The following is a 13,860-nucleotide window of genomic DNA, read 5'->3' on the forward strand; positions in this document are numbered from 1 at the left end:
TCGCACTGGCTCAGCTTGGTGCCGACTTATACAGGCGCGCGTAGAAAAAACCGTCGCGCCCGCCTTCGCCCGGCAGGCACTGGCGACCGACATCGGACGCATGGCCGAAGCGCTCATCCAGCGGCTCAGCCCGCGCACCAGACGTGCGCGCGAGGAAGCCGGCGACCTGGCGTTCGTTCTCGTCCTTCAGTATCGAACAGGTCGCATACAGCAGGCTGCCGCCGGGCCTGAGCGTCTTCCACAGCGCGTCGAGCAGGCGCGCCTGCAGCGCGACCAGCGCGGCGATGTCCCCGGCACGACGGTGCAGCAGCACGTCGGGCTGGCGGCGGACGATGCCGGTGGCCGAGCACGGCGCGTCGAGCAGGATGCAGTCGAACGGCTCGCCATCCCACCACGCGCCGGGATCGGACGCGTCGGCGGCCTTCAGTTCCGCTTCGACGCCGACGCGCGCGAGGTTCTCGCCGACCCGTGCCAGGCGACGCGGGTCGACGTCGAGCGCGAGCACCCGCAGCGACGCATCGCGTTCGAGCAGGTGCGCGGTCTTGCCGCCGGGCGCGGCGCAGGCGTCGAGCACGCGCGCGCCATGCGGCGGCGCCAGCGCGTCGGCGACGAGCTGCGCGCTGCCGTCCTGGACGGAAACCTCGCCCTCGCCGAAACCGGGCAGGTCGCTCACCGCGACGGGTTCGTCGACGCGGACCGCGTCGGGCAACGCCTCGTCGATGGAGAAGGCGATGCCGGCGCCGCGCAGCTTCGCGGCGTATCCGTCGCGCATCGCCTTGCGCCGGTTCGCGCGCAGCCACAGCGGCGCGGGTTGCGCGCTGGCGGCGTAGATTTCCGTCGCCTGTTCCGGCCAGTCGGCCTCGATCTTCTTGCGCAGCCATGCCGGCCACGTCGCCGACGCATCGGCGGCCGGGAAGCCTTCGCGCTGCGCGCGGCGCAGCAGCGCATTGATCATGCCGGCCTGGTGCGGACGACCGAGCGCGCGCGCGGCCTCGACCGTCGCCGACAGCGCGGCATGCGCGGGCAGCTTCAGTTCGTCGAGTTGGGCGAACCCGACCAGCAGCAGTGCGTGCAATTCGCCGTCCTTCGTGCCCGGCGGTTTCTGCATCCACGCGCGCAGCGCCGCGTCGTAGCGCGCGCGCTGGCGCAGCGCGGCGAAGCAGATCGCCTCGAGCAGGGCGCGGTCGCGCACGTCGGCGATTTTCGGCAGCGCCGCGGCGAGCTCGGCCTTCAGCGAGCGGCCGCGCCGTACCGCGTCGATGACTTTCGCCGCGACGACGCGGACCCCGACGCCGGGCTGCATGTTCACCTGCGCCTACTCCGCGACCGGCAGATCGCGCCGCGCATTGAGGTAGTCCGCGGCGGAAATCGCCTTGCCGCCTTCGCGCTGCACGCGCAGCAGCCGCAACGCGCCTTCGCCGCAGGCGATGTCGATGCCGTGCTTGCCCGCGGCGGCGACGCGGCCGTGGTCCGACACGAATGCCGCCGGCAGCGCGACCGCCTCGTGGATGCGCAACCGCTCGCCGGCGACCTGCGCTTCGGCGACCGGCCACGGATTGAACGCACGCACCTTGCGCGCGAGGACTTCGGCGGGCAGCGACCAGTCGAGTTTCGCCTCGGCCTTGTCGAGCTTGTGCGCGTAGGTGACGCCCGCTTCCGGTTGCGGCCGCGCGGGCGGCAGCGTGCCCTCGCGAAGTCGCTGCAGGCCGTCGGCGAGGACCTGCGCGCCGAGTTCGGCGAGGCGGTCGTGCAACCGGCCGCCGGTTTCTTCCGCGCCGATGCGGATCGATGCCGACAGCAGCACCGGCCCGGTGTCGAGCCCGGCTTCCATCTGCATCAGGCACACGCCGGTCTCGGCGTCGCCGGCCTCGATCGCGCGCTGGATCGGCGCCGCGCCGCGCCAGCGCGGCAGCAGCGAGGCATGCACGTTCCAGCAGCCGTGGCGCGGGATCGCCAGCACCTTGCGCGGCAGGATCAGGCCGTAGGCGACCACGACCATCAGGTCGGGCTGCAGCGCGCGCAGTTCGTCCTGCGCGGCCTGGCCCTTCAGCGTTTCCGGCTGCCGCACCGGAATGCCGAGGCGCAGCGCTTCCTGCTTCACCGGCGATGCCGCCAGCCCGCGACCGCGGCCGGCCGGCCGGTCGGGCTGCGTGTACACGGCCACGACCTCCCCGCCCGCCGCGGCCGCGCGCAGCGAAGGAACGGCGAAGTCGGGGGTGCCGGCGAAAACGATCTTCATGCGGGATGACGAGGCGTGGGCGGAGAGGAGCGAGGAGTGAGCAAAGGCGATTTACGACTCACTCCTCTTCGCTCGCTTCTGCTCTTCTGCCTTAGCCGCCCTGCTTGCGCAGCTTTTCCAGCTTCTTGATCGCGCGGTCGCGCTTCAGCGGCGACAGGTGGTCGATGAACAGCCTGCCGTCGAGGTGGTCGACCTCGTGCTGCACGCAGGTGGCCAGCAGGCCGTCGGTGCGCAGTTCGAACGGCTTGCCATGGCGGTCCAGCGCCTCGACCACGATGCCGTCGGCGCGGGTCACGTCGGCGTAGATGCCGGGGATCGACAGGCAGCCTTCCTGGTGCGCGCGCAGGTCGACCGAGCGTTCGCGGATCACCGGGTTGATGAACACCAGCGGCTGTTCGCGGCCTTCCGTGACGTCGATCACCATGAAGCGCCGGTGGGTGTCGACCTGGGTCGCGGCCAGGCCGATGCCCGGCGCTTCGTACATGGTCTGGAACATGTCGTCGAGCAGGCGCTGGAAGGCCGGATCGGCCAGCGTGGCCGCATCCACCGGCGCAGCCACGGTGCGCAGGCGATGGTCGGGGAATTCGAGGATCGGGAGCAGGGACATGTCGTTCCGGGACTGGGGCCGCCGGGGAATCCGGCCGGAGCTCACGAATTCTAACGCCAACGCTTGCCCAACGGCCCGGAATCTGGACTATAGTGGACCGACCACCTGTGGGGAATCAGGTAGATACCGCCATGTTTAAACAAATTCGTACGGTTGTCGCCGTCGCGGCCCTGACCGTGGCCACTGTTGCCGCCGCCGCGGAGATGGCCGATGGCCATCCCGACACCTACGTGGTGCGCAAGGGCGACACCCTCTGGGACATCTCGGCCAAGTTCCTGAAGAAGCCGTGGCTGTGGCCGGAAATCTGGCAGGCCAACCCGCAGGTCAAGAATCCCCACCTGATCTACCCCGGCGACGTGCTCAGCCTCGCCTATCTGGACCGCGTGGCGGTGCAGGAAGGCCCGCGCGAGGAAGCGCCGATCACCGGCGTGCCGCTGTCCGACATCGAACCGTTCCTGAAGAACCTGCGCGTGGTCGACAGCTTCAAGGAGCTGCCGTACGTGGCCGGCCTCGAGGACAATCGCCTGCGCGGCTCCAACGGCCAGACCTTCTACGTGCTCGGCCTCGACGTGCAGCCCGGCCAGCGCTACGCCGTGGTCCGCCCGACCGCGATCTACGCCGAACCCAAGCCGCGCACCGACCTCGATTTCCGCGGCGCCCACATCCGCGGCGAAGGCAGGCTGTGGAAGGACTACACCCCGCCGAACGAGAACAGCGAGCTGCTCGGCTACGAACTGGCCCAGGTCGCGGTGGCCACCGCCGTGCGCGGCGTGACCGCCGGTACCGAGGTCAGCACCCTGACCGTCGGCGACGACGGCTACGAAGTGCGCGCCGGCGACCGTATCGTCCCGCTGGAGGCGCAGCCGTACGACCTGCAGTTCTTCCCGCACGCGCCGGCGACGCAGGCGGCCGAGGGCAAGCTGCGCGTGCTGGCCGTGGCCGACGCGCTGACCGCCGCCGGCCCGCGCGACGTCATCGCCATTTCCGGCGGCCGCCGCGAGGGCATCGACAACGGCACCGTGTTCTCGATCTGGCGCCAGGGCAGCCACGTCAAGAACAACGTGCGCCACCGCGAGTCCTCGCGCATGGACGACGCCTACAAGAGCGGCGCCGGCCGGGTTTCGCTGCCCGACGAGTACGCCGCGCACGCGATGGTGTTCCGCACCTTCGACAAGGTCAGCTACGCGCTGGTGATGGAAGGCACCAAGCCGGCGCGCGTCGGCTACGAACTGAAGCACCCCGACGCGACGTACTGAGCCGGCGGGTCGGAATTCCCCTACGCACAGCGAAGCAGGCGCCCGAGGGCGCCTGCTTCGTTTCCGCCCTACGCTGGGCGGATGGAAATCGACGACGACCTCCTCGCCCTGCTGAAACTCGCGCTGGCCGGCGGCGCGATGGCCGCGCGCCGCGACCTGCTGGATGCGCACGGCGGCCATGCCGTCGAAGCGGTCGCCGCCGGCCTGCGCCGCGCTGGCGCACTCGACGACACGCAGCGCAGCCGCCTGCGCTCGCCGCCGCCGGCGGAGTGGCGGGCGTCGCTCGAATGGCTGGCGCAGCCCGGCCACCACCTGCTCGGCTGGCACCACGCCGACTACCCGCCGCTGCTGCGGCGCTGCCCCAGCCCGCCGCTGGCCCTGTTCGTCGACGGCGACCCGGCCCTGCTGTGGCGCCCGGCCGTGGCCGTGGTCGGCAGCCGTTCGCCGACCGCGGGCGGACGCGACAATGCCCGCGGCTTCGCCCGTGCGCTGGCCGCGGCCGGCGTCGCCGTCGCGAGCGGGCTGGCGGCGGGCGTCGATGCCGCCGCGCACGAAGCCGCCCTGGCGGTCGACGGCGGCATCACCGTCGCCGTGCTCGGCACCGGCCCCGACCTGGCCTATCCGCCGGGCCACGCCGGCCTGCGCGAGCGCATCGCGGCGCGCGGCGCGGGGCTCAGCGAACACCCGCCCGGCACCGCGGCCAAGCCCGGCCACTTCCCCAGCCGCAACCGCATCCTCGCCGGACTGTCGCTGGGCACGCTGGTGATCGAGGCCGCCGAACGCTCAGGCGCGCTGATCACCGCGCGCCAGGCCGCCGACTGCGGCCGCGAGGTGTTCGCCGTACCCGGTTCGATCCACAACCCGCTGGCCCGCGGTTGCCACCGGCTGATCCGCGACGGCGCGGCGCTGGTCGAAAGCGCCGGCGAGATCCTCGCCGCCATCGCCCCGTTGGCCGACGAGCTGGTCGCGAGCCTGCGCGGTCGGCTTGTGGACGGTGCCGACCGCCCCCATTCAGGAGCGGTCGAGGGCCCGTCGGGTCCGCCGGCCGGGCTCGACCCCGACTACCAGACCTTGTGGGTGGCGCTCGGCCACGACCCAACCGGTATGGATGAACTGGTCGAACGCACCGGATTGACGGCGGCCGAACTGTCGTCCATGCTGCTGGTCATGGAACTGGATGGACGGGTTGCGGTCGAACACGGCCGCTACTCGCGAAAATCTTAGTTTTCCCACCTCCACAGTGCCGGCACCGGCACAGGCCGAGGGCAATGAAAGAGAGCATCTTGGACGTCCTGCTGTATCTGTTCGAACACTACTTCACCGAAGACGCCGACCCCGTCCGCGACCGCGATTCGCTCCAGAACGGCCTGCTCCAGGCCGGTTTCAGCCCCGCCGAAATCAACCGTGCCTTCGACTGGCTCGACGCCCTCGCCGAACAGCGGCCGAGCGTGGCCGAGCCGCGCGTCGGCGGCCCGACCCGCGTCTACCACGGCCCCGAGCTGGAGAAGCTCGACGTCGACTGCCGCGGCTTCCTGCTGTACCTGGAGCAGCACGGCATCCTCGACGCCGACCAGCGCGAACTGGTGCTCGACCGCGCGATGGCGCTGGACCAGGATGAACTCGACCTCGACGACCTGAAGTGGGTCGTGCTGATGGTGCTGTTCAACCAGCCCGGCAGCGAAGCGGCGTACGCGTGGATGGAAACGCAGATGTTCGCCGACGAACCGGAACCGGTGCACTGACGTCCCGCCGGTGGCGCAACGCCACCGGCATTCACCTTCACTCCCGCGCCAGAATCATCGCCGGCGCATCGATCGCGTTTCCCGAATCCTGCCCCCGGCTAGCGGGCGGCGTGTCGCATGCATTAACTTAGCGGCAGGTTCAGGGGGAACAAATGTCGATCTGGTTTTACACCGATGCCGAACAGCAGCGGCTGGGGCCGCTGTCGACCGACGAACTGAAGCGTTTTTTCCGCGACGGCACGATCACGCCGGACACCCTGGTCTGGCGCGACGGCATGCTGCAATGGCGCCCGCTCGGCGAGCTCGCCGCGCAGCTGGGGCTGGTGGAAACGCCGCCGGCCGCTGCCGGAATCCACGCCGCGGCGCCGGCATCGCCACCGCAACCGCCGCAACCGCCGATGCCGCCACCGCCTCCCGCGCCCGAACCTCCGCCGCCGGAGCCGCCGCCGCTGACCGGGCGCGCGATGTTCAGCCTCGGCGTCGAACCCTCGGAGGCGCCGCCGCCGAGGCCCGCGCCCGCGTACGCGAGCCCGGACCCCGACACGCAGGCCGAACACAATCCCTACGCGCCGTCGCAGGCGTCGCTGTCCCCGTCGTCCGCACTGTACGGGCGGCGCAGCGGCGATCGCGACGTGGTCTATGCCGGTTTCTGGAAGCGCGCGGCGGCCATGATCATCGACGGCGTCATCCTGTCCGTCGTCGCCGGCCTGGGTGGCGAGGTGCTCGGCACGATATTCAGCGATCTCAGCGGCGGCGGCGAAGCGGCCCTGATGGTGTGGGTCCTGCTGGTCACCGCCGCCATGTACGCGCTCTACTTCGCGTGGTTCCATTCGTCGTTCATGATGGCCACGCCGGGCAAGCTGGCCATCGGCATCAAGGTCGTGCGCAGCGATGGCGAACCGATCGGCTTCCTGCACGCGCTTGCGCGCTACATCGCCACCGTCCTCAGCACCATCCCGCTGATGGTCGGCTACCTGATGGCCGGTTTCACCGGGCGCAAGCAGGCGCTGCACGACATGATCTGCGGCACCGTGGTGACGGACAAATGGGCCTTCACCGACCAGCCGGGCATGCAGCGCCACGAACTGGGCACCGCCGCGAAGGTGGTGCTGGGCCTCTACGCGCTGCTGCTCGTGCTGATCTTCGTCGCCTTCTTCGCGCTGGGCCTGGCCCAAGCCGCTCGCGGCATCCATTGAACGACTCGCAAGGGGAATCGCGATGAGCGACTGGTACTACGCCGAAGGCAACCAACAGCGGCGCGGCCCGCTGCCCGAAACCGACCTGGCCGAGCTGTTCCGCAGCGGCCGCATCGGGCTCGACACCTGGGTCTGGCGCGAAGGCCTGCCGCAGTGGCGGCCATTGTCCGAGTTCGCGCGCGAACTCGGCCTGTCCGTCGCCGCCGCGCCGCCGCCGTTGCCGTTGCCGCCGACGATGCCCGGACAGGCCGCGGCGCCCGCGCCCGCGACGCCGAAGCGCGGCCTGTCCGGCTGCATGATCGCGCTGATCATCGTTGCGGCGTGCAGCGTCCCGGCGATCGCCATCCTCGCCGCGATCGCCCTGCCCGCGTACCAGGACTACACCCTGCGCGCGAAGGTCGCCGGCGCGCTGACCGAGGCCGCCCCGCTGAAGGTGGCGGCCGCCGAATTCCGGGCGCGCGACGGGCGCTGCCCGGACAACGGCGATGCCGGCTTCGGCCCCGCGGAAAGCTACGCTACCGCGCAGGTCGCGTCGATCCGGCTGGGCGAGTTCGAGGATGGGAAATGCGGCATGGAGCTGCGGCTGCGCGGCACCGGCAGCGACAGGCTCGACGGCAAGGCCGTATGGTTCGAGCTCGACGCCAATGCCGGCCGCTGGACCTGCACTTCCGAAATCGAGAACCGCTACCTGCCGCGGGCCTGCCGCGGCTAGCGCGCGGCAACGCGCATGCGTTAACGTCGCAACAGGGAATCCAGGGGGAAAACCGATGACCCAGTGGTATTACGCCGACCGCAACCGCCAGCGCCAGGGTCCGATCGAGGCCGACGAGCTGGCCGTGCTGTTCCGCCGCAACGAAGTTTCGCCGGAGACGCTGGTGTGGCGCGAAGGACTGGAGCAATGGCAGGTGCTGGGCGATTTCGCCGGCGAGCTGGGCCTGCTGGAATCCGCGGCCGCCGGTGCGGCACCCGGCGACGACGCGGCGCCGATGCCGGCGCCTGCCACCGAACCCGCCAGCGAAGGCCGCGCCGTGTTCGCCACAAGCGAACCCGCCCCGGCGCCCGCAACCGACGCGGCCTACGCGGCGCCTGCCACGCCTTACGCCCCGCCGCGCGCCGCAGTCGCCGCGCACGACGCGGTGGTGCACGGCGGCGAGGTGGTCTATGCCGGCTTCTGGAAGCGCTATGCGGCCTCGGTGATCGACGGGCTGCTGTTCTTCGTCGTCATGCTCGTCGTGATGATGGTCGTCGGCGGCCTGTTCGGTCTGGGGCTGTCGACGCTCGGCAGCGAAATGGCCACCGGCACGCTGGCGCCGCTGATGGTGCTGGGCATCTACGTGGTGCCGATCGTGCTGCAGGCGTTCTATTTCGTGTGGATGCACGCCTCGGCGTCGCAGGCCACGCTGGGCAAGCTGGCGGTCGGGATCAAGGTCACCGACCTCGACGGCAACCCGATCGGCACCGGCCAGTCGCTGGGGCGCTGGGCCGGCTATTTCTTCTTCCACCTGCTCAGCTGCGGCATCGCCAGCCTGGTCTCGGCCTTCACCACCGGCCTGACCGGGCGCAAGCAGGCCCTGCACGACATGGCGGCCGGTACCCTGGTCGTGGACCGCTGGGCCTTCACCGCCCACCCGGAACGGCAGCGCCGGGAGCTGGGCGTGGTCACCCTGATCGCCATCGTGGTCAGCGCGCTGATGCTGGTCGGCTACTTCGTCCTGATCGGGATCGCCGCCTCGATGGGCGGCGCGGGACGCTGAGACCGCCGTCACAGCCTCCGGCCGGGGCCGGCTTGACAGCCCGGCCCCGGCCGTGATTCCACTATAAATAGCGTGAAACCTGAACGCCCGGGCCCCCGAGTCCGGGCGTCGGCTTCTTCCACGACCCGTTTTGTACGACCATCGCCGGCCCGCCGGCCCCAGCCTTTCCCGCCCATGCCCAAGCACCTGCTCATCGTCGAATCGCCCGCCAAGGCCAAGACGATCAACAAATACCTCGGCAAGGACTTCCACGTCCTGGCCTCGTACGGGCACGTGCGCGACCTGGTGCCGAAGGAGGGCGCGGTGGACCCGGACGCCGGCTTCGCGATGCGCTACGAGCTGATCGACAAGAACGAGAAGCACGTCGACGCGATAGCGAAAGCCGCCAAGGCCGCCGACGACATCTGGCTGGCCACCGACCCGGACCGCGAGGGCGAGGCGATCAGCTGGCACATCGCCGAGATCCTGAAGGAGCGCGGCCTGCTGCAGGACAAGCCCCTGCACCGCGTGGTCTTCACCGAGATCACCCCGCGCGCGATCAGGGAAGCGATGACCCAGCCGCGCAGCATCGCCAGCGACCTGGTCGATGCGCAGCAGGCGCGGCGCGCGCTCGACTACCTGGTCGGCTTCAACCTGTCGCCGGTGCTGTGGCGCAAGGTCCAGCGCGGCCTGTCCGCCGGCCGCGTGCAGTCGCCGGCGCTGCGCATGATCGTCGAGCGCGAGGAGGAGATCGAAGCCTTCGTCGCCCGCGAGTACTGGACCATCGAAGCCGAGTGCGCGCACCCGTCGCAGTCGTTCGGCGCGAAGCTGACCAAGCTCGACGGCAAGAAGTTCGAGCAGTTCACCATCACCGACGGCGACACCGCCGAGGCCGCGCGCGCGCGCATCCAGCAGGCCGCGCAGGGCATGCTGCACGTCACCGACGTCGCCAGCAAGGAACGCAAGCGCCGCCCGGCGCCGCCGTTCACCACCTCGACGCTGCAGCAGGAGGCCTCGCGCAAGCTCGGCTTCACCACGCGCAAGACCATGCAGGTGGCGCAGAAGCTGTACGAAGGCGTGGCCATCGGCGACGAAGGCACGGTCGGCCTGATCACCTACATGCGTACCGACTCGGTCAACCTGTCGGTCGACGCGCTGGGCGAGATCCGCGACGTGATCGCGCGCGACTACGGCACCGCGTCGCTGCCGGACAAGCCGAACTTCTACCAGACCAAGTCGAAGAACGCGCAGGAAGCGCACGAAGCGATACGCCCGACCTCGGCGCTGCGCACCCCGGCGCAGGTGGCGCGCTACCTGACCGACGACGAGCGCAAGCTGTACGAACTGGTGTGGAAGCGCGCGGTCGCCTGCCAGATGATCCCGGCGACGCTGAACACCGTCAGCGTCGACCTGGCCGCGGGCGGCGAGCACAGCTTCCGCGCCAGCGGCACCACCGTGGTCGTGCCCGGCTTCCTCGCCGTGTACGAGGAAGGCCGCGACGCGAAGAGCGAGGACGACGACGAAGGCCGCAAGCTGCCGGCGATGAAGCCCGGCGACCGCGTGCCGCTGGAACGCATTCACGCCGACCAGCACTTCACCCAGCCGCCGCCGCGCTACACCGAGGCCGCGCTGGTCAAGGCGCTGGAGGAATACGGCATCGGCCGGCCGTCGACCTACGCCTCGATCATCCAGACCCTGCTGTTCCGCAAGTACGCGGAGATGGAAGGCCGCGCGTTCAAGCCCACCGACGTGGGCCGCGCGGTCAGCAAGTTCCTCAGCAGCCATTTCACCCGCTACGTCGATTACGACTTCACCGCGAACATGGAAGACGAGCTGGACGCCGTCTCGCGCGGCGAGGAGGAGTGGGTGCCGCTGATGGAAAAGTTCTGGGGCCCGTTCAAGGAACTGGTCGAGGAGAAATCCGAATCGGTCGACCGTTCCGAGGCCACCGGCGCGCGCGAACTGGGCAGCGACCCGAAGAGCGGCAAGCCGGTCAGCGTGCGCCTGGGCCGGTTCGGGCCGTATGCGCAGATCGGCGACAAGGACGTGGACGAGAAGCTGGAATTCGCCAGCCTGCGTCCCGGCCAGTCGATGCACACGATCACGCTGGAGGAAGCGCTGGAGCTGTTCAAGCTGCCGCGCAAGCTGGGCCTGAGCAACGGCGAGGAAGTCAGCGTCGGCATCGGCCGCTTCGGCCCGTTCGCCAAGCGCGGGTCCACCTACGCCTCGCTGAAGAAGGAAGACGACCCGCACACCATCGACCTGGCGCGGGCGGTGTTCCTGATCGAGGAAAAGGAAGAGATCGCGCGCAACCGCATCATCAAGGAATTCGAAGGCAGCGACATCCAGGTGCTGAACGGCCGCTTCGGCCCGTACATCAGCGACGGCAAGCTCAATGGCAAGATCCCGAAGGACCGCGACCCGGCCTCGCTGACCCTGGAAGAGGTGCAGAAGCTGCTGGAGGAAACCGGCAAGCCGGCGCGGCGCGGCTTCGGCGCGAAGAAGACCGCGGCCAGGAAGGCGCCGGCGAAGAAGGAGCCTGCGGCCAAGAAGGCCGTCGCGAAGAAGGCGCCGGCGAAGAAGGCGGCGAAGGCCGGCAAGAAAACCACCGCCAAGAAGACCACGGCGCGCAAGTCCGCCCTCACCCCGGAAGTCGAGCCGGCCAAGTCGTTGCTGACCAAGAAGACCGACATCGAGATCGGCAAGAAGCGCGTGGTGAAGAAATCGGCCTGACGCCGGGCCACGCAAGCATTGCCCGGGGCGGCGCCCGGCGCCCGATCCGCCGTGGGATCGAGGGACGGACGGCTGATCTGGATCAAGGCGGCGCCTTCGTCCGGCGCTATGCTGCAGATGCATCCACCGCATTGCAGGAGCCGCCCATGACCCCCAACGTCAACGTCGTTTTCCAGGGCATCGATCCTTCCGAGGCGTTGCGCGCCGACATCGCGCGCCATGCCGAAAAACTCGGCAGGTTCGCCAAGCACCTGCAGGGCTGCAACGCGGTGGTCGGGCTGGAGGAAGGCCGCCATCGCCAGGGCAACCGCTACCTCGTGCGCCTGCTTGCCTCGCTTCCCGGCGGCACGGCGACAGCCGAGAAGGCCCACGAAGACGCCTACGTTGCGGCACACCAGGCTTTCGATGCGCTGCAACGGCAGATCGAGGACCAGGTCAGGATCCAGCGCGGCGACTGAGCCGCACGCGCCGCGATCGCCGGGGCAACGCCCCGCGCCGGGCCCGGCGATGCCGGGCCGGCTACTCCACCGTGACCGATTTGGCCAGGTTGCGCGGCTTGTCGACGTCGGTGCCGCGCGCCAGCGCGGTGTGGTAGGCCAGCAGCTGCACCGGGATGGTGTGCACGACCGGGCTGAGCAGGCCGACGTGGCGCGGGGTGCGGATCACGTGCACGCCCTCGGACTCGCCGAAGTTGCTGTCCTGGTCGGCGAAAACGAACAGCTCGCCGCCGCGCGCGCGCACTTCCTGCATGTTCGACTTGACCTTCTCCAGCAGCGAGTTGTTCGGCGCGATCACGACCACCGGCATCGCCGAATCGACCAGCGCCAGCGGGCCGTGCTTGAGCTCGCCGGCCGGGTAGGCCTCGGCGTGGATGTAGGAGATTTCCTTGAGCTTGAGCGCGCCTTCCAGCGCGATCGGGTAATGCAGGCCGCGGCCGAGGAACAGCGCGTTCTGCTTGGCCGCGAATTTCTCCGCCCACGCGACGACCTGCGGTTCCAGGTTCAGCGCCTGCTGCACGCCGCCGGGCAACTGGCGCAACTGCTCGAGGCATTGCGCTTCGTCGTCGGCGCCGAGCCGGCCGCGCAGCTTGGCCAGCACCACCGCCAGCTGGAACAGCGCGGCGAGCTGGGTGGTGAAGGCCTTGGTCGAGGCCACGCCGATCTCGGCGCCGGCGCGGGTATAGCAGACCAGTTCGCTGGCGCGCGGGATCGCACTCTCCGGCACGTTGCAGATCGACAGCGTGTGCGCGCGGCCCAGCGACTTCGCGTGCTTCAGCGCCTCCATCGTGTCGAGGGTTTCGCCCGACTGCGAGATGGTGACGACCAGGTGCTTCGGATCGGCATAGGCCTGGCGGTAGCGGTATTCGCTGGCGATCTCGACGCTGCACGGCATCCCGGCCATGCCCTCGATCCAGTAGCGCGCGGTGAGCCCCGCGTAGTAACTGGTGCCGCAGGCGAGGATCTGCACGCCCTCGATGCCCTCCAGCACCGCCGCGGCGTTCCTGCCGAACAGTTCCGGCACGAAGCCGCCGTCGATGGTCGCCTCGATGGTGTCGCCGATCGCGCGCGGCTGTTCGTGGATTTCCTTCTGCATGAAGTGGCGGTACGGGCCCAGCTCCAGCGACGACAACGACACGCTGGAAACGTGGGTTTCGCGTTCGACCGGCTGGTCGTTGCGGTCGTAGACGCGCACGCCGTCGCGCGCGACTTCGGCGGTGTCGCCCTCTTCGAGGAAGACGACATTGCGCGTGGCCTGCACGACCGCGGAAACGTCGGAGGCGACGAAGTTCTCGCCCTCGCCCAGGCCGATCAGCAGCGGGCAGCCCATGCGCGCGCAGACCATGCGCCCGGGCTCGGCGCGGCTGATCACCGCCAGCGCGTAGGCGCCGGTGAGTTCCTTGACCACGCGCTGCAGCGCGCCGAGCAGGTCGCCGTTGCCCTGTTTCAGGTGGTGGTGGATCAGGTGGGCGATGACCTCGGTGTCGGTCTGCGACTCGAACGCGTAGCCGAGCGCGCCCAGCTTCTCCCGCTGTTCCTCGTGGTTCTCGATGATGCCGTTGTGGACCAGGGCGATGCCGTGGCTGATGTGCGGGTGCGCGTTGGCCTCGGTGACGCCGCCGTGCGTGGCCCAGCGGGTATGGCCGATGCCGAGGCTGGCGTGGAAACCTTCGGCGGCGGCGGCGTCGGCCATTTCCGCCACCCGGCCGGTGCGGCGCACGCGGCGCACGTCGCGATCGTTGACGACGGCGATGCCGGCGGAATCGTAGCCGCGGTATTCCAGTCGCTTCAGGCCCTCGATCAGGACCGGTACCACGTCGCGATCGGCGATCGCGCCCACGATTCCGCACATGCAGC

At 70.0% G+C, this 13,860-nt stretch carries 12 protein-coding genes; 8 read left to right on the plus strand and 4 right to left on the minus strand.

Annotated features, from left to right (window positions below):
* Positions 1-10: 10 nt before the first annotated feature.
* The 3 genes from rsmB to def form a co-directional block, all read right to left on the minus strand.
* Positions 11-1,303 (minus strand): 16S rRNA (cytosine(967)-C(5))-methyltransferase RsmB, encoded by a 1,293-nt coding sequence (gene rsmB, locus CSC71_RS05375; RefSeq protein WP_162373370.1) that lies wholly within the window; start codon positions 1,301-1,303, stop codon positions 11-13.
* A 12-nt stretch (positions 1,304-1,315) separates the two neighbouring features.
* Entirely contained in the window at positions 1,316-2,239 is a 924-nt protein-coding gene (gene fmt, locus CSC71_RS05380; protein WP_162373323.1) for a methionyl-tRNA formyltransferase, read from the minus strand.
* A 91-nt stretch (positions 2,240-2,330) separates the two neighbouring features.
* Positions 2,331-2,846 carry a peptide deformylase gene (def, locus tag CSC71_RS05385; RefSeq protein ID WP_162373324.1) on the minus strand — a complete coding sequence of 172 codons (516 nt, stop codon included), beginning with the start codon at positions 2,844-2,846 and terminating at the stop codon, positions 2,331-2,333.
* A 131-nt stretch (positions 2,847-2,977) separates the two neighbouring features.
* On the opposite strand from def, the gene CSC71_RS05390 reads away from it, so the two are divergent.
* The 8 genes from CSC71_RS05390 to CSC71_RS05425 all read left to right on the plus strand — a co-directional run bounded on the left by CSC71_RS05390 (position 2,978) and on the right by CSC71_RS05425 (position 11,964).
* Positions 2,978-4,102: a LysM peptidoglycan-binding domain-containing protein gene (locus CSC71_RS05390; protein WP_162373325.1), complete on the plus strand. Its 1,125-nt coding sequence runs from the start codon at positions 2,978-2,980 to the stop codon at positions 4,100-4,102.
* Positions 4,103-4,183: 81 nt separating this feature from the next.
* Positions 4,184-5,326, plus strand: coding sequence for a DNA-processing protein DprA (gene dprA, locus CSC71_RS05395; RefSeq protein ID WP_162373326.1), 1,143 nt, complete (start codon positions 4,184-4,186; stop codon positions 5,324-5,326).
* Positions 5,327-5,370: 44 nt separating this feature from the next.
* The gene (locus CSC71_RS05400) at positions 5,371-5,844 is read left to right on the plus strand and encodes a DUF494 family protein (protein ID WP_162373327.1); all 474 of its coding nucleotides are present in this window, start codon (positions 5,371-5,373) and stop codon (positions 5,842-5,844) included.
* Positions 5,845-5,996: 152 nt separating this feature from the next.
* The gene (locus CSC71_RS05405; protein ID WP_162373328.1) at positions 5,997-7,040 is read left to right on the plus strand and encodes an RDD family protein; all 1,044 of its coding nucleotides are present in this window, start codon (positions 5,997-5,999) and stop codon (positions 7,038-7,040) included.
* Positions 7,041-7,062: 22 nt separating this feature from the next.
* Entirely contained in the window at positions 7,063-7,752 is a 690-nt protein-coding gene (locus CSC71_RS05410) for a pilin (RefSeq protein WP_162373329.1), read from the plus strand.
* Positions 7,753-7,807: 55 nt separating this feature from the next.
* Complete coding sequence (locus CSC71_RS05415; protein WP_162373330.1) at positions 7,808-8,794, plus strand: RDD family protein; 987 nt, start codon at positions 7,808-7,810, stop codon at positions 8,792-8,794.
* A 174-nt stretch (positions 8,795-8,968) separates the two neighbouring features.
* A complete protein-coding gene (locus tag CSC71_RS05420; protein WP_162373331.1) occupies positions 8,969-11,506 on the plus strand; it encodes a DNA topoisomerase I in 2,538 nt (845 codons plus the stop codon).
* Positions 11,507-11,652: 146 nt separating this feature from the next.
* Positions 11,653-11,964 (plus strand): HPF/RaiA family ribosome-associated protein, encoded by a 312-nt coding sequence (locus tag CSC71_RS05425; RefSeq protein ID WP_162373332.1) that lies wholly within the window; start codon positions 11,653-11,655, stop codon positions 11,962-11,964.
* 61 nt (positions 11,965-12,025) lie between these two features.
* Here CSC71_RS05425 and glmS read toward each other — a convergent pair whose 3' ends face one another.
* Positions 12,026-13,855, minus strand: coding sequence for a glutamine--fructose-6-phosphate transaminase (isomerizing) (glmS, locus tag CSC71_RS05430; protein ID WP_162373333.1), 1,830 nt, complete (start codon positions 13,853-13,855; stop codon positions 12,026-12,028).
* Between the last annotated feature and the right edge of the window lie 5 nt (positions 13,856-13,860).

This window comes from Pseudoxanthomonas sangjuensis (assembly GCF_010211755.1).
In the GTDB taxonomy this organism is placed as follows: Bacteria; Pseudomonadota; Gammaproteobacteria; order Xanthomonadales; family Xanthomonadaceae; genus Pseudoxanthomonas_A; species Pseudoxanthomonas_A sangjuensis.